Annotated in this window: 14 protein-coding genes and 1 pseudogene; 10 read left to right on the top strand and 5 right to left on the bottom strand. The window is 73.1% G+C overall.

The genetic code is table 11. The features are described 5' to 3' along the window. Positions 1 to 33: 33 nt before the first annotated feature. Positions 34 to 948, top strand: coding sequence for a dTDP-4-dehydrorhamnose reductase (rfbD, locus tag LY41_RS21175; protein WP_253865947.1), 915 nt, complete (start codon positions 34 to 36; stop codon positions 946 to 948). 105 nt (positions 949 to 1,053) lie between these two features. Here the strand turns inward: rfbD and LY41_RS21180 are convergent, their stop codons facing one another. The 3 genes from LY41_RS21180 to LY41_RS21190 are packed head-to-tail and all read right to left on the bottom strand — an operon-like array spanning position 1,054 to position 5,716. Then, the gene (locus LY41_RS21180; RefSeq protein ID WP_253865949.1) at positions 1,054 to 2,190 is read right to left on the bottom strand and encodes a glycosyltransferase family 4 protein; all 1,137 of its coding nucleotides are present in this window, start codon (positions 2,188 to 2,190) and stop codon (positions 1,054 to 1,056) included. Next, complete coding sequence (locus tag LY41_RS21185; protein ID WP_253865950.1) at positions 2,183 to 4,696, bottom strand: glycosyltransferase; 2,514 nt, start codon at positions 4,694 to 4,696, stop codon at positions 2,183 to 2,185. The genes LY41_RS21180 and LY41_RS21185 overlap by 8 nt, the downstream gene beginning before the upstream one ends. 30 nt (positions 4,697 to 4,726) lie before the next feature. Further along, entirely contained in the window at positions 4,727 to 5,716 is a 990-nt protein-coding gene (locus LY41_RS21190) for a glycosyltransferase family 2 protein (protein ID WP_253865952.1), read from the bottom strand. Between the two features lie 248 nt (positions 5,717 to 5,964). Between LY41_RS21190 and LY41_RS21195 the strand changes: the two genes are divergently transcribed. The 3 genes from LY41_RS21195 (at position 5,965) to LY41_RS21205 (ending at position 9,772) form a co-directional block, all read left to right on the top strand. After that, positions 5,965 to 7,254: a glycosyltransferase family 4 protein gene (locus LY41_RS21195; protein ID WP_253865953.1), complete on the top strand. Its 1,290-nt coding sequence runs from the start codon at positions 5,965 to 5,967 to the stop codon at positions 7,252 to 7,254. A 211-nt stretch (positions 7,255 to 7,465) separates the two neighbouring features. Continuing rightward, entirely contained in the window at positions 7,466 to 8,596 is a 1,131-nt protein-coding gene (locus LY41_RS21200; RefSeq protein ID WP_253866145.1) for a glycosyltransferase family 4 protein, read from the top strand. A 312-nt stretch (positions 8,597 to 8,908) separates the two neighbouring features. Beyond that, complete coding sequence (locus tag LY41_RS21205; protein ID WP_253865955.1) at positions 8,909 to 9,772, top strand: glycosyltransferase family 2 protein; 864 nt, start codon at positions 8,909 to 8,911, stop codon at positions 9,770 to 9,772. Positions 9,773 to 10,018: 246 nt separating this feature from the next. Here the strand turns inward: LY41_RS21205 and LY41_RS24130 are convergent, their stop codons facing one another. Further along, on the bottom strand, positions 10,019 to 10,723 hold the full coding sequence (locus tag LY41_RS24130; RefSeq protein ID WP_372493331.1) for a hypothetical protein: 705 nt from the start codon (positions 10,721 to 10,723) through the stop codon (positions 10,019 to 10,021). 149 nt (positions 10,724 to 10,872) lie between these two features. Between LY41_RS24130 and manB the strand changes: the two genes are divergently transcribed. Together manB and LY41_RS21220 are read left to right on the top strand one after the other, a co-directional pair. Then, the gene (gene manB, locus LY41_RS21215; RefSeq protein ID WP_253865957.1) at positions 10,873 to 11,961 is read left to right on the top strand and encodes a mannose-1-phosphate guanylyltransferase; all 1,089 of its coding nucleotides are present in this window, start codon (positions 10,873 to 10,875) and stop codon (positions 11,959 to 11,961) included. Further along, complete coding sequence (locus LY41_RS21220) at positions 11,954 to 12,850, top strand: DNA-3-methyladenine glycosylase family protein (protein WP_253865959.1); 897 nt, start codon at positions 11,954 to 11,956, stop codon at positions 12,848 to 12,850. Before manB ends, LY41_RS21220 begins: the two co-directional genes overlap by 8 nt. 458 nt (positions 12,851 to 13,308) lie before the next feature. Here LY41_RS21220 and LY41_RS21225 read toward each other — a convergent pair whose 3' ends face one another. After that, positions 13,309 to 14,019 (bottom strand): GntR family transcriptional regulator, encoded by a 711-nt coding sequence (locus LY41_RS21225; protein WP_253865960.1) that lies wholly within the window; start codon positions 14,017 to 14,019, stop codon positions 13,309 to 13,311. A gap of 120 nt (positions 14,020 to 14,139) precedes the next feature. On the opposite strand from LY41_RS21225, the gene LY41_RS21230 reads away from it, so the two are divergent. The 4 genes and pseudogenes from LY41_RS21230 to LY41_RS21245 all read left to right on the top strand — a co-directional run bounded on the left by LY41_RS21230 (position 14,140) and on the right by LY41_RS21245 (position 18,044). After that, positions 14,140 to 15,525, top strand: a complete 1,386-nt coding sequence (locus LY41_RS21230) for an NRAMP family divalent metal transporter (RefSeq protein WP_253865962.1) — start codon at positions 14,140 to 14,142, stop codon at positions 15,523 to 15,525. Between the two features lie 40 nt (positions 15,526 to 15,565). Beyond that, positions 15,566 to 16,168 (top strand): annotated as a pseudogene (pxpB, locus tag LY41_RS21235) (5-oxoprolinase subunit PxpB); the annotation flags it as partial. A 125-nt stretch (positions 16,169 to 16,293) separates the two neighbouring features. After that, positions 16,294 to 17,250: a 5-oxoprolinase subunit C family protein gene (locus LY41_RS21240; RefSeq protein ID WP_253865964.1), complete on the top strand. Its 957-nt coding sequence runs from the start codon at positions 16,294 to 16,296 to the stop codon at positions 17,248 to 17,250. Next, positions 17,247 to 18,044 carry a putative hydro-lyase gene (locus LY41_RS21245; protein WP_253865966.1) on the top strand — a complete coding sequence of 266 codons (798 nt, stop codon included), beginning with the start codon at positions 17,247 to 17,249 and terminating at the stop codon, positions 18,042 to 18,044. Before LY41_RS21240 ends, LY41_RS21245 begins: the two co-directional genes overlap by 4 nt. The last annotated feature ends 158 nt before the right edge of the window (positions 18,045 to 18,202 follow it).

Genomic DNA, 18,202 nt, shown 5'->3' on the forward strand with positions numbered 1-18,202 from the left:
CGCCTGCCGTCTGTCGTTGTTTGAGGTGATCGGATGAGCCGCCTCGCGGTGCTGGTGCCCGGAGGATCGGGCCAGCTCGGGAAGGACCTGTCGGCCGTCGGCGCGGAGCGTGACGCCGCTGTGCGAGCTCCCGGGTCGGCGGAACTGGACGTCACCAGCCCGGGCGCCGTGCTGGAGGGCGTGTCCCAGCTGGTGGACCAGGCGCGAGCCGAGGGGCGGGTGCCGGTGGTGATCAATGCGGCGGCCTACACGGCCGTCGACGCCGCCGAGGAGGACGAGCACCGTGCGTTCGCGGTCAACGCCGACGGGCCACGCGTGCTGGCCGCGGTGTGTGCGTCACGGCGGGTGCCGTTGCTGCACGTGTCGACGGACTACGTGTTCGGCGGGGACGGCGACGTTCCCTACGAGCCGGACACGCCGCCGGGGCCGCGCACCGCCTACGGGCGCACCAAGGCCGCAGGCGAGGACGCCGTGCTCGGCTCGGGTGCGCGGGCGTGGATCGTGCGGACCGCCTGGGTCTACGGCGTGGGCGGCGGCAACTTCGTGAGGACCATGGCGCGACTGGCTTCCGAGGGAGCGAACCCGTCCGTCGTGGATGACCAGCGCGGCAGTCCGACGTGGACGGCCGACCTGGCGTCGGGCCTGCTGGAGCTGGCGTCGGCGGTGACCGGCGGCACCGCCCCGGAGCGGCGGGTGCTGCACTGCACGGGCGGCGGCGAGACCACGTGGTACGAGTTCGCGCGTGCGGTGTTCGAGGAGCTCGGCGCCGACCCCGACCGGGTGTCGCCGTGTACGACGGCGGAGTATCCGCGCCCCGCGCCGCGGCCCGCCTACTCGGTGCTGTCCAACGCCGCGTGGCGCGAGGCGGGTTTGACGCCGTTGCGCCCGTGGCGGGAAGCCCTGTCCGCCTTCGCCGCCGACCCCAGGAGCGCCCTGGTCGGCAGCTGACCCGCCCGCGTGTTCTGCGCCCGCCCGTCGCCCGACCACCACTCCCCACGGCCGCGCTGACGCACGACTGCGTCTTCGCGGCCGGGAGGGCGCGGCACGGGCTGGTCAGGTGGTGCCGGCGGCCGTGCGGTAGGCGGCGAGGGTGGTTTCGGCGCAGCGGAGCCAGGTGAAGTTGCCGGCGTGGGCGCGGCGGGTGGCGGCGGCCGATGCCGCGTCGGGTTCGTCGACGGCGGCGCGCAGCTCGGCGGTGAGCGCGCCGACGTCGCCGTACGGCGCGAGGTGCGCCAACCCGCCCGAGACCTCGCGGAGTGCGGGGACGTCCGTGCACACCACGGGAGTGTCGCACGCCATGGCCTCGAGTACCGGCAGTCCGAAACCCTCGTCGCGCGACGGCAGCACGAGCGCGGACGCGCCCGCCACCACGCGCTGCAGGTCCACATCGGACAGATAGCCGACGTGGTGGCGCCGCTCGCCGCGCGGAAACCGGCCGGGGCCCGCGAACACCAGCGGCGGCAGCGACGGGTCGGCGGCATGCGCCTTCAGCAGCCAGTCGAGGCCCTTGCGCGGGCCCGGTGCACCCGCGAACAACAGGTAACGCGACGGCAGGCCGAGCCGCTGGCGGGCCCGCGGGCTCGGCGGACGTCCGGTGAACCAGCCCGCGTCGACACCCAGCGGCGTCACGACGATCTTGCCGCGGTCGACGTCGAGCCGCTGCGCGACGGCGTCGGCGACGGCCTCGGTCGGCGTGCAGATCACGTGCGCCCGCGCGGCGCCCCGGCCTACGAGTTCCGGCAGTTCGGCGTCGCTCGGAGCCAGCTCCTCCGGGGCGTCGAGGAACGCCAGGTCGTGGATCGTCAGCACGCCCGCGCCGCGGATGCTGGCCGGCAGTACGAAATTCGTGCCGTGCACGACGTCGTAGCGGCCCGCGAACAGGCCCACGGGCGGCAGCGGCGAGCGCACCCACAGCTTGCGCAGGATCCGCGCGGGGACAGGCATACCGCGTGCGGCGACGTCGTGCGGCAGCACCGTCCGCAGCTTCCGCCATCCCCGCAGCGTGAACGCGACGGCGCGCAGTTCGACGTCGTCGGCCAGCGACGCCAGTTCTTCCGACAGCGACGCGGTGTACCGGCCGATGCCCGTGCGGTCGCCCAGCAGCGGGGTGCCGTCGAGCAGCACCCGCAACGGCTTGCCGCCCCGCTTCCCGCGCGACGTCCCGCCCGGCAACTCGTCCGACTCAGCCATGGCCCAGCCTCGTCCGTACGACCTTGCGTACCCGTCCGGCCGCTCTGCGGGTCAGCTCGGCAGGCCCGCCGTCGGCGAGGTACTCCTTGAACAGGGCCACGTCGCGGCGCACCTTCTGCACCCGGTTCAGTGGCGGTTCCGTCGTGAGATCGGCCGAGCCCGCCAGCCGATCGGCGGCCGGACGCGGATCACGGACGAACGTCACGAGCGGGTCGAGCACGTTCGGCCACGTGTACCGCTCCGCGACCGTCGCGATGCGCTCGCGGCAGCCGTCGGCGAACTCGGTGTCGTACAGGCACTTCTCGAGCGCGTCGGCGAGCGCGTCGGTGTCCTCGGCCGGTACGACGACGCCGAGCCGCTCGCTCCGGACCAGGTCGGCGAACGCGTCCCCGTCGGTCGTGACGATCGGCAGACCCGCCCACAGATAATCCAGCACGCGGGTGCGGAAGGCGAACGTCGTCTCGATGTGCTCGAAGTGCGTGGTGACGCCGCAGTCGGCGTCGAGCAGCCAGTTCTGGCGGTCGTCGTAGGGCACCCACTGCTCGTTGAAGAACACGTGTTTACCGGTCAGGCCGAGGGAATCGGACAGCCGCATGGTCTGCGCGCCGATGTCCATTTCGGTCACCTCGGGGTTCGGGTGCTTCATGCCGAGGAAGACCAGGCGTGCGTCGTCGCGGCGGGTGCTGAGGCGCTCCACGGCACGCACGAGCGTCAGCGGGTCGAACCAGCTGTACACGCCGCCCGCCCACAGCACGACGTGGTCGCTTTCGGACAGTCCGAGCGAGGCGCGCAGACCGGCGCCGGTGCGCTGCGGCGGCCGGGTCGACAGTCCGAACGGGACGACCGACAGCAGTGACTCCGTCGTCGGATCGGCGTCGTAGAGCCGCGGGGTGAGCCTGCCCGTCGCGGCGAGGTGGCCGAGCCACAGGTGCCGTTGCCGCTCGGAGGCGCACAGGAAGAAGTCACCGCGTTGCAGCTGGGCGTCCAGCACGCGGGTGACGCCGTCGAGATCCGCGGCGCGGCGGTCGTCGGGCACGTCCTTGGTCTGCTCGAGCAGTTCGAGGTGCATCGGGTCGTACAGATCGCACACGACGATCTTGTGCGCGTACTCGGCCTTCAGCGCCGGTGCCATCTCCAGCACGTGGCCCTGCAGGATGACGACGTCGGCCCACCGGATCGGTTCGCTGAGGTCGCGCCGGCGTGCGGCGCTCACGGGGAACGGTGCGGGAGGCGGCTCGGCCAGCGGGTTGACCGTCACGAGGCGGACGTCGTGTTCGCCGGAGAGGACCTCGGCGATGTGCCACGCGCGGATCGCCGGACCCGCCATGCGCTCGGTGATCGCGTCGCCCGTGAGCACCAGCACCTTGCGCCGGGTGCCGAACGCCCGCTCGATGCCGAACGCCTCGACGAGGAGGTCGTGCGCGGCGAGGTAGCGGGGGAGCGGGTAGGCCGGTTCGAGTGCGTTGCGCAGCAACGGCAGCAGGTCGGCGTCGGTGCGTACGCGCGCGGATTGCTCGGCGGCGCGGGACTCGGCCAGCGACGGCAGCTGTTCGACGAACTGATCGATCGCCAGTACGCCCGCGAGCGTGCTGCGTGGCACCGGTACGGCCGCTGTCTCCGCGGGGCCAGTGCCGTGTTCGAGATCCAGCCGCGTGGGGTCGAGCTCACCGCGGGCGGTGGCGCGGCGCACGGTGAGCGCCAGCGCCGCGGGCAGTGCGCGGGCGAGCGTCTCGTCGGAGGCGTTCTTGTACAGCGCGGCCAGGGCGTTGCGCTCGAGCAGGAACGTCTCCCTGCCGCTGTCCGGTGCGTCCACTTCGGACATCGTGGCGTGATGCCGGTGGTAGGTCAGCGATTCCGGCACGTAGCGCACCCGCCACCCGCGCAGGTTCAGTCGCCAGCCGAGGTCGACGTCCTCGTAGAACATGAAGAAGTGCTCGTCGAACCCGCCGAGTTCGGCGAACACCGACGAGCGCACGAACATCGCCGACCCGGTCGCGAACAGCACGTCCTTGGCGAGTGCGTGCTCGGCGTGCGGCACGTCGGCGATCGGGCCACCCGCGTGGCGTTTGTAGCCCATGCCGAACCAGGTGAGCCCCGCGTCGACGAAGTCGGTGCCCGTGCCCTCCCAGTCGAGGACCTTGCTCGCGACCGCGCCGACGGCAGGCTCGGCCCGCAGCGTCGCCACGGCGGCGCCGACCCAGCCGGGCGCGGGCCGGGCGTCGTTGTTGAGCAGGGCCAGCACGGTGCCGTTCGCCTCGCGCGCGCCGAGGTTGCAGCCGCCCGCGAATCCGCGGTTCGTCGCCGACGTGACGAGCCGGGCCCCCGGCACCGCGTCGCGGATGCGCGCCACGTCGTCGCCGCCGGAGGCGTTGTCGACGCAGATGACCTCGAGGTTCGGGTAGTCGTGTTCGGCGAGTGCGCGCAGGCACGCGATCGTGTCGTTGGCGCCGCGATAGTTCACCACGACGACCGAGACCAGCGGTGCTGCCGGGTCCTGCTGCGACACGGGCGCTCCTTCCCCTCGGATCGTCCCAGCTTATCCGCCGGTCCAGTGCCGCCAGAGGGAGCCTCGGCCGACCGTGGAGCGGCGCGTGATGTCCCGTCGGGTCCGCCGTGTCCAGGGCGTTCTGCGGGTGACGTCGGCCAGGACCCGCAGGCGCAGTCGCGGGTCGAAGTTCGCCGCGTCGGGTACGGCCGGGCCGGGCCGGACGCCGGGTCGCCGGCGTGCGGCGAGCGTGCGCAGCGGCAGCACTGCGGTGAGGACAGTGAACCGGGCGAGCTCGCGCAGCGCGACCCCGGCGGGAGCACAGCGCAGGAGCATCAGCAGCCGGTTGCGCTCGTTCCACCGGTGGAAGGCCGCCGAGCCCGGCCGCGTGCTGGCCCCGTGGCGGTGGTGGACGTCGGTCGCCGCCGCCGCGACGTCCCAGCCGGCCAGACGCAGCCGCCAGGACGTGTCGGTGTCCTCGTAGTAGCAGAAGAACTCGGCGGGGACCCCGCCGACGTCGCGGAGCGCGCGTGTGCGCACGAGCGCGGCGCCGCCGCAGAACCCGAACGGTGCCGGGCTCGGCGTGAACGGGGCTGGGGTCGCCCCGGGCGACGTTGCGGCGGGTTCGGCGAGGTCGCGGCCGTGCCCGTCGGCCGTCAGCTCGACGCCGGTGGACTGCACCGTGCCGTCGGGGCGGAGCAGCCGGGAGGTGACGGCCGCGGTGGCCGGGCCTGCGGCCGCTTCGAGGTCGGCGAGCCAGCTCGGCGACGGTACGGCGTCGTCGTTCAGCCAGGCCACGAACTCGGTGTCGACGTCGTCGAGCGCTGCCGCGATGCCGCCGGCGTAGCCCGTGTTGCGCTCGAGGCGGAGCACGTCGGGTGCGCTCGGGTGCTCGGCGAGGATCCGCCGGGTGTCGACGTCGGCCGCGTTGTCGACCACGAGTATCCGATGTGGACGTGTCTGTGCGGCGAGTCCGTCGAGGCAGTCGCCGAGGTGGGCTGCACCGCGCCACGTCACGACGACGACGGTGGTGGCGGGCATGGGTAGCACCGTAGCGAGTGCGGCGGTGCTGTGGTGCTGTGGTGCTGCGGTGGGCGGGAGGTCGCCGTGGTCGGGCATGATCAGAGGTCGCCGTGGGCGGGCATGATCAGGGGAAGAATCGGGGCGCCCCCGCGGGCCCGACCACCACCCTTCACTGACACGCTGGCGCGTGGCTGTGTTCCATGCCCCGAAGGGACCCTTGGGGGCGCTCAACGCCCCGAAGGTGCCCTTGGGGGCAGAATGGCCGCGTGCGGGAGTTGACGGTCGTGGCCGAGCAGTTACTGGCGCCGGTACCGGGTGGAACGGGCCGGTACACGGCGGAACTGCTGCGCGCGCTGGCCGAGACCGCACCGGACGGGTGGCGGGTGGGCAGTGTCGTGGCGCGGCACGCCGACGTCGGGGCCGCCCGCATCGACGGTGTCGCAGGTCCGCGGGTGCTGCCGGTGCCCCGCCGCGTGCTGACCGAACTGTGGCGCCGCGGACTGCCCTGGTGGCCCGGCGGCGACGCCGTCCACGCACCGACGCCCCTCGCGCCGCCCCGCGCACCCCGCGGTCGCACGCTGTCGGTGACCGTGCACGACACCGTCCCGTGGACCCACCCCGAGACGCTCACTCCGCGCGGCGTTTCCTGGCACCGCGCCGCGATCACGACAGCGCTGCAGCGTGCGGACGCCGTCGTCGTGCCCACCCGCGCGGTCGCCGGCGACCTGGCACGCCACGTCGCCGGACCGGATCCCGTGCAGGTCGTCGGCCACGGCACGACGACCTGGCCCCACCCCGCACGGCCGGACTCCGCACGGCCGGACTCCGCACGGCCCGAGTCGGAACGGGCCGAGTCGGCACGACCCGCGGCACGGCCCGGAGCGGTACGACCCGACGCGGCACGGCCGGGCCCCGCACCGCCCGAACCGGCGTCGCCCGGTTCCGCGCCGTCCGGTTCCGCGCCGTCCGGTTCCGCACCGTCCGAATCCGCGCCGGTCGACCTGCCCGAGCGGTACGTGCTCGCGATCGGCACCGTCGAACCGCGCAAGGGCATCGACGTCCTGATCCGCGCGATGGTCGGCGTCGACGAGGTGCCGCTCGTCCTGGCCGGACAGTCCGGCTGGGGTGGCCTGGACCCGCGGCGGGTCGCGGCCGACGCCGGCCTGCCGCCCGGGCGGGTTCGCGTGCTCGGCAGGCTCGCCGACGCCGACCTGGCCACCGTGCTGCGCGGTGCGAGCGTGCTGGCTGCGCCGAGCCTCGCCGAGGGCTTCGGCCTGCCCGTGCTGGAGGCGATGGCCGAGGGTGTGCCCGTGGTGCATTCGGACGCGCCCGCGCTGGTCGAGGTCGCCGGTGGTGCGGGTGTGTGCGTGCCGCGCGGTGACGTGGACGCACTGGCGGCGGCGCTACGGGAGGTCCTGACCGGGGGGAAGCGTGCTGCCTCGCTCGCCCGCGCCGGGTACACGCGCGCGCAGGCGTTCACGTGGCGCCGTGCCGCGGCGGCCGTCTGGCGGCTGCACACGGCAACCGCCACCGCGCCCGCCACGCCGGAGAACTGACCGAGCCCCGGCTCCGGCCGGGCCCCGGGAACAGGCCGGGCCGGAGAACCGGCCGGGCCGGGATCGACCGTGTCCCGGAACCGACGAACGCCGGGGTGGCCAACAGTACGCTGACCGGCTGTGATGCACCCGTGACATCGTCGTGACTTTCGCGAACACCCGACACACGTCGGTTGCGGAGTCGTACCCTGCTCGGGTGGCCGACCCCAGAGTGTTGATCGACGCCACCGCTGTGCCTGCCGACCGCGGTGGCGTCGGCAGGTATGTCGATTCCCTGGTTGCCGCCCTCGATTCCGACGGGGTGGCACTCTCCGTGGTGTGCCAGCCACGGGACACCGAGCTGTACGGCGGACTCGCTCCGCACGCCGAGATCGTGCCCGCCGCGGAGTCGACGGCCACCCGCACGGCCCGCTTGACCTGGGAACAGACCACGCTGCCGCGCCTCGCGGGAAGGCTCCGCGCCGATGTCGTCCACTCGCCGCACTACACGATGCCGTTGGCCAGCCGCGCCGCCTCGGTGGTCACCCTGCACGACGCGACGTTCTTCACCGACCCGATCCTGCACTCGTCGGTCAAGGCGCGGTTCTTCCGCGCGTGGACGTCCACGGCGTTGCGGCGGGCGGACGTGTGCGTCGTCCCCAGTGAGGCGACCTCCCACGAACTGGCGCGTGCCACCCCCGCATCCGGCGCGCGAATCGAGGTCATCCACCACGGTGTCGACGAGGAGCGGTTCCATGTTCCGTCGCCGGAGGAGATCCGGACCGCACGCGAGGCGATCGGCATCGGCGCCACGCCGTACGTCGCGTTCCTCGGAGCGCTCGAACCGCGCAAGAACGTGCCCGCGCTGGTGCGTGGTTTCGCCCATGCCGTCGCCGACATGCCGGAACCGCCCGCGCTGGTGCTCGCGGGGCAACCCGGCTGGGACCGGCAGGTCGAGTCCGCGCTCGACTCCGTGCCGCACCGGCTGCGTGTGATCCGTGCGGGGTACCTGCCGTTCGACGGGCTGTCGGGTTTTCTCGGCGGCAGCGAACTCGTCGCATATCCGAGCCTCGGGGAGGGCTTCGGCCTGCCGGTGCTCGAGGCGATGGCGTCGGGCGCGTGCGTGCTGACCACCCGCAGGCTTGCGTTGCCCGAGGTCGGCGGCGATTCGGTGGCCTACTGCGGGGTCGGGGCGGGCGACGTCGCGGCCTCGTTGCGGGAGCTGCTCGACGACCCGGCGCGCCGCTCCCGGCTGGCATCGGCAGCGCAGCGCCGGGCGAAGGACTTCTCGTGGGGCGCCACCGCCGAACGCCACCGCGAGGCCTACGCCAGAGCCGCCCACGCCGCCCGCGCGCCGGCCTGACGAGTCCGTTCCCGGCGCGTGTCCTGCGTCGAGCACCGCGTGTCCTGCACTCGTGCCCCTCGAGGTGCACCTCCCAGCGCCGTGTTGCGGACTCCGGGGACCGTGTTGCGGATTCCGGGGGTCGTGTTGCGGACTCCGGGGACTGTGTTGCGTTGTGCGGGCCCCTCCGCCGACCCCGGAGGCATTCCGCGCATGCCCTGCTCCCACCCGTCACCACCGCCACCCGACCGGACACGCTCGGCGCGGCTGTGCCCCAAAGGGTCCCTTGGGGGCATCGGGGCCACCCCGGCGCGGCGGGTGCAGAATGTGCGCGTGACCGAGCCGAAGACCTACGGTGACGGCGTCGCGGTGGTGACCGTGACGTACTCCCCGGGCGCGACCCTCGAACGTTTCCTCGACACCCTCGCCACGGCGACCGACCGCGACGTGCAGGTCGTGCTCGCCGACAACGGCTCCGTCGACGGGGCGCCCGAGAAGGCTGCCGAGCGGGCGAACGTGCGGCTCGCGGCGATGGGCGAGAACCTCGGCTACGGCGCCGCGGCCAACCGGGGTGTGGCCGAGTTCGGCGACGACATCGGCTGGGTCGTCGTCGCCAACCCCGATCTCGAATGGGACGCCGGTTCGCTGGACGCGCTGCTCGCCGTCACCGAGCGCTGGCCCCGCGGCGGCGCGTTCGGTCCGCTGATCCGTGAACCCGACGGCTCGGTCTACCCGTCGGCGCGGCTGTTGCCCTCGCCGGGCCGCGGCATCGGCCACGCCGTGTTCGGCAGGATCTGGCCGTCCAACCCGTGGACCCGCGCCTACCGCCAGGAGAGCGGCGAGCCCACCGAGCGGACGGCGGGCTGGTTGTCGGGTTCGTGCCTGCTGGTCCGCCGCGAGGCGTTCGACTCGGTCGACGGGTTCGACCCGCGCTACTTCATGTACTTCGAGGACGTCGACCTCGGCGACCGCATCGCCAGGGCGGGCTGGCTCAACGTGTACGCCCCGTCGGCCGCCGTGATGCACATCGGCGGGGAATCGACGTCGAAGGCCTCGACGACGATGCTCGCCGTCCACCACGACAGCGCCTACCGCTACCTCGCCGACCGGCACCGCGGACTCCGGTGGAAGCCGTTCCTGGCCGCCGTCAAACTCGGCCTGAAACTACGCCTCAAACTGGAGACCCGCGGCGCCTGACCGGCCGGAACGGTCACGCCCACCGGCACGCGGCCGACGGCAGGGCGGCGACCACCGCGACCTCGACCACCGCGACCTACACCACCGCGCTCCTCACCACCGCGCTCCTCACCACCGCGCTCCTCACCACCGCCGAGCCGCGGCCCGGCCGGCGCGATCCCCGCCGCCCAGCATCGGCTCTGCATCGCCGCCGGCGACGGCTGCGCGAGCGGGCCGAGCTCCGGTGGTGGCATCGCCGCTCGGTCGTCACAGACCGTCGAGACGGCGGGCGAGCTCGGACGTTCCTGCCCCCGGATCGGCCTTCGTGGTCGGTACGAACCCACCCTTCGGTGCGTCGTCACCGGCGGCCGCGGCGCCGGAGTCCTCCCTCGTGGGATGGGTCGGGTTCGGTGGGCCACCGGCCTGCGTCGCAGGGTTGGGGCCGCCGGGCGTCACCGGAACGCCGGTGAACGTCATGTCCGGCGGCGCGTTCGCCGTGTCGACCGGCTGTGCCGCCGCGGTGTTCAGCGGTTGGGTACGCGCATTCTCCGCCAGCGCGGGAGCAGCGGAACGGGGAACCGAGTCCCGCGAGTCCGGCGTCGGGGAGGCCGCGGGCGGGCCTGCCGCGGGCCCCACAGCAGCCCCCGGGGAGCCGGAGCCCTGGAAACCGGAGCCCTCGAAACCGGAGCCCTGGAAACCGGCGGCCCCGGACGCGGCCGCCGCGGCGTCCCGCTGGTTCAACGGCACGGTCGGCGCCGGCTGTGAGAGGTGGCTCTCGTCGTTACGTTCGATCACCGATGCCGGCACCTTCGCGGTCGCGTCGGGGTCCTGTTCGGCCCCGCGCACGACCGAGGACGGAATGACCTGCGTGTCGGCCGAGTCCATCGGTGACTCCATGTTGTCCGGCGTCACCACGCCCGTGCGCCGCTGCGCCCGAGCCAGTACGGCGTCCGCTCGATCGCGGGGGTCCATGCCCACGCCCTCCCCGATGCTCGACCAGGCCCTCTCGGTGGAAGGGCCGCCGGATTCTGCCACTAGGGTAGGCCCTCCGGTTCGATACCGTCAGCGTTTCCCCCGGTTTGTCGCCGGCGGGCCACGAGAAAGGGTAGGTGCACACTCGAATGGGGTCCTCGTCCGGAGGCGGTACGGTCGACGCCGTGGTGCTCGTCGGCGGTAAAGGCACCAGGTTGCGCCCGCTGACCCTCTCCGCGCCGAAACCGATGCTGCCGACGGCGGGCGTGCCGTTCCTGTTGCACCTGCTGTCGCGGATCCGCGCGGCGGGGATCACACATGTGGTGCTCGGCACGTCGTATCAGGCCGAGGTGTTCGAGGAGCACTTCGGCGACGGCAGCGCACTCGGCCTCGAGCTCGAGTACGTCGTCGAGGACGAACCGCTCGACACCGGCGGCGCGATCCGCAACGTCTACGACCGGCTCCGCGCCGACGACGTGGTGATCTTCAACGGCGACATCCTCTCCGGTACGGACATCGGCGCGCTCATCGGTACGCACCGCACCGCGGGCGCCGACGTCACCCTGCACCTGCAGCGGGTGGCCGACCCCAGCCGGTTCGGTTCCGTCCCCACCGACGCCGAGGGCCGCGTGACGGGGTTCCTCGAGAAGACGCAGAATCCGCCGACCGACCAGGTCAACGCCGGGTGTTACGTGTTCCGGCGCGAGGTCGTCGGCGGGATCCCGGAGGGCAGGCGGGTGTCGGTGGAGCGCGAGACGTTCCCCGGACTGCTCGAGGCGGGCGCGCACGTGCACGGGTTCGTCGACGACTCGTACTGGCTCGACGTCGGCACACCGGAGACGTTCGTGCGGGGGAGTGCGGACCTGGTGCGCGGTGTGGCGCCGACGTCGGCGCTGGCGGGGCCGACGGGTGACGCGCTCCGGCTGGCGGGTGCGTCCGTGGCAGCCGACGCCGAGGTCGCGGGCGGGTCGACGTTGGGTGCGGACTCCGTTGTGGGCGCCGGTGCGCGGGTCGAGGCGTCGGTCCTGTTCGACGGCGCGGTGGTCGAGGCGGGAGCCATGGTGGAGCGGTCCGTGCTCGGTGCGGACTCGCGCGTGGGCGAGGGTGCGGTGTTGCGCGGTGTGACACTCGGTGACGGCGCGAGTGTCGGCGCAGGGTGCGAACTCCTCGACGGGGCGCGCGTGTGGCCCAAGGTGGAGCTGCCTGCGGGCGCGATCCGGTTCTCGAGCGATGCGTGAACGCCGCCTACGACCCGGATTCGATGTCGACCTCGATGCCGTGCTGGCGCCGCTGCGGCGTGGTCACGCCGATCCGTGTGTGCGGCATGACGGCGGATTCTGGCTGACGGCGAACACCGCGGAGGGGTCCGCCACGCTGCGGGTGTCGCGGTCCGGAGTGGACGTCCTCGGAACCGCGTGGGGAGACGGTGCCGAGGCGGTCCTCGACGGACTGCCCGCACTGCTGGGCGCCGACGACGATGACTCCGGGTTCGTGGCGCACCACGAGGCGGTCGCGAGGGCGCGGCGGAACCTGCCGCGGCTGCGACTGGGCGCGACGCGGCGGGTGTGGGACGTGCTCGTGCCCGCGGTGCTGGAACAGAAGGTGACCGGGTACGAGGCGCACCGGTCGTGGCGGGAACTGTGCCGGCGGTTCGGTGAGCCCGCCCCCGGCCCGGCACCGGAGGGGATGCACGTACCGCCGACACCCGCGGCCGTGTTGTCCATTGTGGATTGGAACTGGCATCGGGCTGGTGTGGATTCCTCGCGCAGGCGGGCGTTGCGGGCCGCGGCGACGGTGGCCCGCCGGCTGGAACGCGCTGCGTCGCTGGGCGGCGCGGAGGGCAGGAAGCTGTTGCGGACGGTACCGGGCATCGGCGTGTGGACCGCGGCCGAGGTGGCCCAGCGCGCGTGGGGCGATGCCGACGCGGTCAGCTTCGGCGATTTCCATGTCCCCTCGGTCGTCGGCCATGCCCTGCTCGGCCGCGAACTCGACGACGCCGGTATGCACGAGGTGCTCGCCCCGTACGCGCCGCACCGCCACCGCGCGGTGCGCTACCTCGAGGCGGCGGGCCACACGCGCCCGCGCTACGGCCCCCGCCACCCGATCCGCGACCACCGCGCCATCTGACCCCGCGTGTCCTGCACTCGGCACCGCGCGTCGCCCGGCCAACACCCCTCGGGGACGCGCTGGCGCGCGACTGTGTTTGCGGAGCCGTGTTGCGCCGGTCGCCACCCGGCCGGCCCCTCTGCGATGCATCGGCACGGGTTGCCGTCGTCCACGGGGCCCGCACCCGGACGCTCGCACTCTGCACCGCGGCCGGTGCCCGGTCGGATTTCCGCCAGTCGTACGGATCCTGAGCGCAGTTCGTTACCGTACGGCGAGTTGACGATCACCGCAGCGAAAGTGCGTGGACTCGGGTGAAGGGCAGGAACCCACGGCGCGTGCCGAACGCAGAACACGCGCGGCCGAACGCAACACGCGCCCCCCCCCCGGGAAACGCAACACGGCCCCCGGAGAACGCAACACGCGCCCCGGTGAACGCAACACGGCCCCCGGAGAACGCAACACGCCGGGGAGGGTGTGGGTCAGGGGAAGGCGTCGAGGAGTTGGTGCTGGGCCGTGGTGAGGTAGTCGTCGAGGGTGCGGGCTGCGGCGTCGAGGTCGCCGTCGGCCAGCAGGCGCGCGATGCCGCGGTTCAGCTCGATGTACGGCTCGTGGAACCGGCGCAGTGCCGGTGTGGCGTGGAACGCCAGTCGCAGTTCCGCCGTGAGCTGCTGCATGATCTCGTCGGCCCGCGGGCTGCCGGCGAGTGCCGTGATCGCCTGGTGGAAGCGCATGTTCGCGGTGCCGACGTCCAGCCAGCGTTCCTCGGCGGCGGCTTGCTCGGCGGACGTGATCGCCGCTTCGATCGCCGCCAGCCGCTCCGGCGGCACGTCCGACGCCGCCCGGATCGCACCCGGTTCGAGTAGCCGCCGCGTGCGGTACAGATCGGTCACGTCGTCGGCGTCGAGCATCCGGACGAACACGCCTCGGTGAAACTCGTGCACCAGCAGTCGTTCGTGCACCAGCAGGCGAAACGCTTCACGCAGCGTGTTGCGTGACACCCCGAGTGCCTTACCCGCGCTGTGCTCCGAGAGCTGGGTTCCCGGGAGCAGTCGTCCGTCGATGATCCACTGCCGCAGCGCATCGGCGACCCGCTCGGCCGTACTGGTTCGGTCGAGCAGCGAGCGGTTACCCGCGAGTAGGTCGGACCAGGGTTCGGCGTCGGCCTGGCCGGATGCGCTGGGGCTGGCCATCGGTGGTGTCGACCTCCGTGTCGTCGGGCTCTCGAAGTGTAGCAATCGGATTGCCCCCTTGTCGGATTGTTGAACAACTGGCTACGGTCTTGCGAAACCCCATCGACCCGGGAGACCGATATGGCCGAGACCGCGGGCAGTGGCGCCGACCGCAACGACGTCGGCGACAACGGCGACCGCACCACCGGCGGAGCCGGCACCGGCGGCGACACCGGCGAGGTGAGGACCGGTGGAGACAGCACCGGCGGAGGTGCCGGTGGCGCGAAGACCGGTGATGCGAAGACCGACGGAGCGAAGACCGGCACGGGCGCGCTGGCGGGCTCCACCAAGCGCGGCGCCCTCGCCGGTGCGATCTTCCTGATGGCCACGAGCGCCATCGGTCCCGGATTCATCACGCAGACCACCGAGTTCACCGCCCGGCTCGGCGCGGCGTTCGCCTTCGCGATCCTCCTGTCGATCCTCGTCGACATCGCGGTGCAGCTGAACGTCTGGCGCGTCATCGGCATCTCGGGCCTGCGTGCGCAGGAACTCGGCAACCGGGTGCTGCCCGGCGTCGGCTATCTGATGGCGGTGCTCGTCGTCCTCGGCGGGCTCGTGTTCAACATCGGCAACATCGCCGGCACGTCGCTCGGCCTGGACGCGCTGTTCGGACTCGACGTGAAGATCGGCGGCACGATCTCCGCGGCCATCGCGATCGCGGTCTTCCTGAGCAAGCGCGCCGGTGTCGCGATGGACCGGCTCGTCGTCGTGCTGGGCTTCGTGATGATCGCGCTGACGACGTACGTCGCGATCGTCTCGTCCCCGCCGGTGGGCGAGGCCATGACGCAGGCGGTCGTGCCCGACACGATCGACGTCCTGGTGATCACCACGCTGATCGGCGGGACCGTCGGCGGCTATATCACGTACGCGGGCGCCCACCGGCTCATCGACTCGGGCGTCAGCGGCCCCGACGAGGTCGCGCGCGTGTCCCGCAGCTCGGTGACGGCGCTGCTGGTCACGGGTGTCATGCGGGTGGTGCTGTTCCTGGCGATCCTCGGTGTCGTCGCCGGCGGAGCGGCGCTGACCGGCGGAAACCCGACCGCCGAGGCGTTCGGCCACGCGGCGGGTGAGGTCGGCATGCGCCTGTTCGGCATGGTGCTGTGGGCAGCGGGCATCACGTCGGTGATCGGTGCGTCCTACACCTCGGTGTCGTTCCTCGTGTCGTTCTCACCCGCGCTGAAACAGCGGCAGAACTGGCTCGTCGCGGGGTTCGTCGTCGTCTCCGCGGTGGGGTTCGTCCTGCTCGACCAGGCACCGACGACGCTGCTGATCCTCGCGGGCGCGCTCAACGGGCTGATCCTACCCGTCGGGTTCGGCGTGCTGATGTGGGTGGCGGCGCGGCGCAGCGACCTGCTCGGCGGGTACCGGTATCCGCGCTGGCTGCTCGTGATCGGCGTGGCGGCCTGGCTGTTGACGCTCTACCTCGGGTGGAATTCACTCAGCGGTATCGCGGACCTGTGGGGCTGACGGCGCGAGGACGAGGGAGGTGCCGATGGACACGACCACGCTGCGGGTGCTGCCGTGCGGGGACACGGGGCTGCTCGTCGAATCGGCCGGGCTCGACGACGTCCTGGCCCTGCACGCGGCGCTCGACGCCGACCGCCCGGCCGGCGTCGTGGACCTCGTTCCCGCCGCCCGGACGCTGCTGCTGCGATTCGACCCGGCCCGCACCGGCGCCGTCGCCGTGGAACGGGCCGTCCGGGAGGCGAACCCCGTGGCGGTGGCGCGGTCCGAGGGCGAGCTGGTGGAGATCCCGGTCGTCTACGACGGGCCGGACCTCGCCGACGTCGCCCACCACACCGGACTGTCCGAACGCGACGTGATCGCCGAGCACACCGGCTGCGAGTGGACGGTCGCGTTCGGCGGGTTCGCCCCCGGGTTCGGCTATCTGACGGGCGGGTCGCCGCGACTGGAGGTGCCGCGGCGCGGCGAATCGCGCACGCGGGTGCCGACCGGTTCGGTCGCGCTGGCCGGCACGTTCAGCGGGGTCTATCCGCGTGCCTCGCCCGGCGGCTGGCAGCTCATCGGCCGCACCGACCTGGTGACCTGGGACGTCGACCGGGACCCGCCCGCACTGCTGCGTCCGGGCGTGCGGGTGCGGTTCGTCGAGGCCGCAGGACCCGAGGCCACAGGATTCGAGGCCACGGAACCCGAGGCCACAGGATTCGAGGGCACGGAACCCGAGGCCGCGGAACGCGGGGAACCGGGACCGGACCGGACGGCCGGAGGCGGCTCGTGACGGATCTCGACGTGCTCGCACCGGGGCCGCTGGCGACGGTGCAGGACCTGGGCAGGCCGGGCAACGCGGGTATCGGTGTCGGTGCCTCCGGCGCGGCGGACCGCGGATCGCTGCGCTTGGCGAACCGGCTCGTGGGCAACGAGGAGGACGCGGCGTGCGTCGAGGTCACCTTCGGCGGGTTTGCGGCCCGCACGCGAACTCCGGTGACGATCGCCGTGACCGGGGCGCCGTGCCCGGTCACCGTCGACGGCCGTGGCGCGGCGCCGAACAGCGTGCTGCGCCTTCCCGCCGGAGCGGAGATCCGTCTCGCGGCTCCCGTCCGTGGCCTGCGCAGTTACCTCGCCGTGCGCGGCGGACTGGTCGTGCCGGCCGTACTCGGATCGCGATCGACCGACCTGCTGTCCGGCCTCGGCCCGCAACTGCTGCGGGCGGGCGACGTACTGCCCGTCGGCCCGCCGCCTGCGCACTTCCCCGTCGTTGACGGCGCCCCGGGGAGACCGATCGCCGCCGACGAGGTGACCCTGCGCGTCGTGACCGGTCCCCGCGACGACTGGTTCAGCTCCCGTGCCCTGCATGCGTTGCTGACCGAGCCCTACACGGTGACGTCCGAATGCGACCGCGTCGGCGTGCGGCTCGACGGCCCGGAGCTGGGCCGCGCGAGCGTGGGAGAACTGCCGAGCGAAGGCATGGTGGCGGGGGCGCTGCAGGTGCCGCCGTCGGGAAAGCCGACGCTGTTCCTCGCCGACCATCCCGTCACCGGTGGCTATCCGGTGATCGCCGTTCTCGTCGCCTCCGATGTGGACGCTGCGGCCCAACTGCGCCCCGGGATGCGCGTGCGCTTCGCCCCGGTCCGCGCGCCCGGGAGGCCCGCGCCCGCCGCTCCGGCCCGGACCGGCCCGCACCGATCCGGGGCGCCGAGTTCCGGGACGCCGAGTTCCGGGAGGTCGTCATGACCGGATCCGGCACACCGGCCGTGTTCACCGATCCGCGCGAGGCACGGGCCGCCTACCGCGGCGGACTGCGGACTCCCACGGCGGGACACTGTCCGGGATGGACGCAGGCCAACCTGATCTCACTGCCGCAGGAGTTCGCCGAGGACTTCCTCCGCTTCGCGCAGCGCAACCCGCAGGCGTGCCCGGTACTCGGCGTCACCGAACCCGGTGCGGTGTCGCTGCCGATCTTCGACGGCGACCTGCGGCGCGACCTGCCCGCGTACCGGGTCTACGACCGCGGCGAGCTCGCCGGTGACCGCACCGACGTCGTCGACCTGTGGCGCGCCGACCTGATCACGTTCCTCATCGGCTGCAGCTTCACGTTCGAGGCCGCGCTGCTGACGGCCGGCGTGCCGGTGCGGCACCTCGAGGACGGCGGCAACGTGCCGATGTACACCACGTCGGTCGCGTGCCGCCCGGCGGGCCGCATGGCGGGGCCGCTGGTCGTGTCGATGCGCCCGATCCCGGCCGACCGGGTCGAGGACGCGATCCGGGTGACGGCGCGTCACCCGAGCGTGCACGGCGCGCCGGTCCACATCGGACGCCCCGAGCTCCTCGGGATCGACGACCTCACCCGGCCCGATTTCGGCGATCCGGTGCGCATCGAACCCGGCGAGGTTCCCGTGTTCTGGGCGTGCGGAGTGACGCCGCAGGCCGCCGTGATGCGGTCGAAGCCGCCGCTGGCGATCGGTCACGCACCCGGGCACATGGCGATCACCGACGCCCGCGACACGGACTACCTCGTCGGCGGCTGACACACCGGTCCTGCCTCCGCCGCCGTGCCCGCGATTCGGCCCCCGGAGTTCGCAACACGGCCCCCGGAGCCCGCAACACGGCCCCTGGAGCCCGCAACACGGGCCCTGGAATCTGCAACACAGGCCCCGGAGCCCGCAACACGGGCCCTGGAATCTGC

Source organism: Prauserella halophila (assembly GCF_024171895.1).
GTDB classification, from domain to species: Bacteria; Actinomycetota; Actinomycetes; order Mycobacteriales; family Pseudonocardiaceae; genus Prauserella; species Prauserella halophila.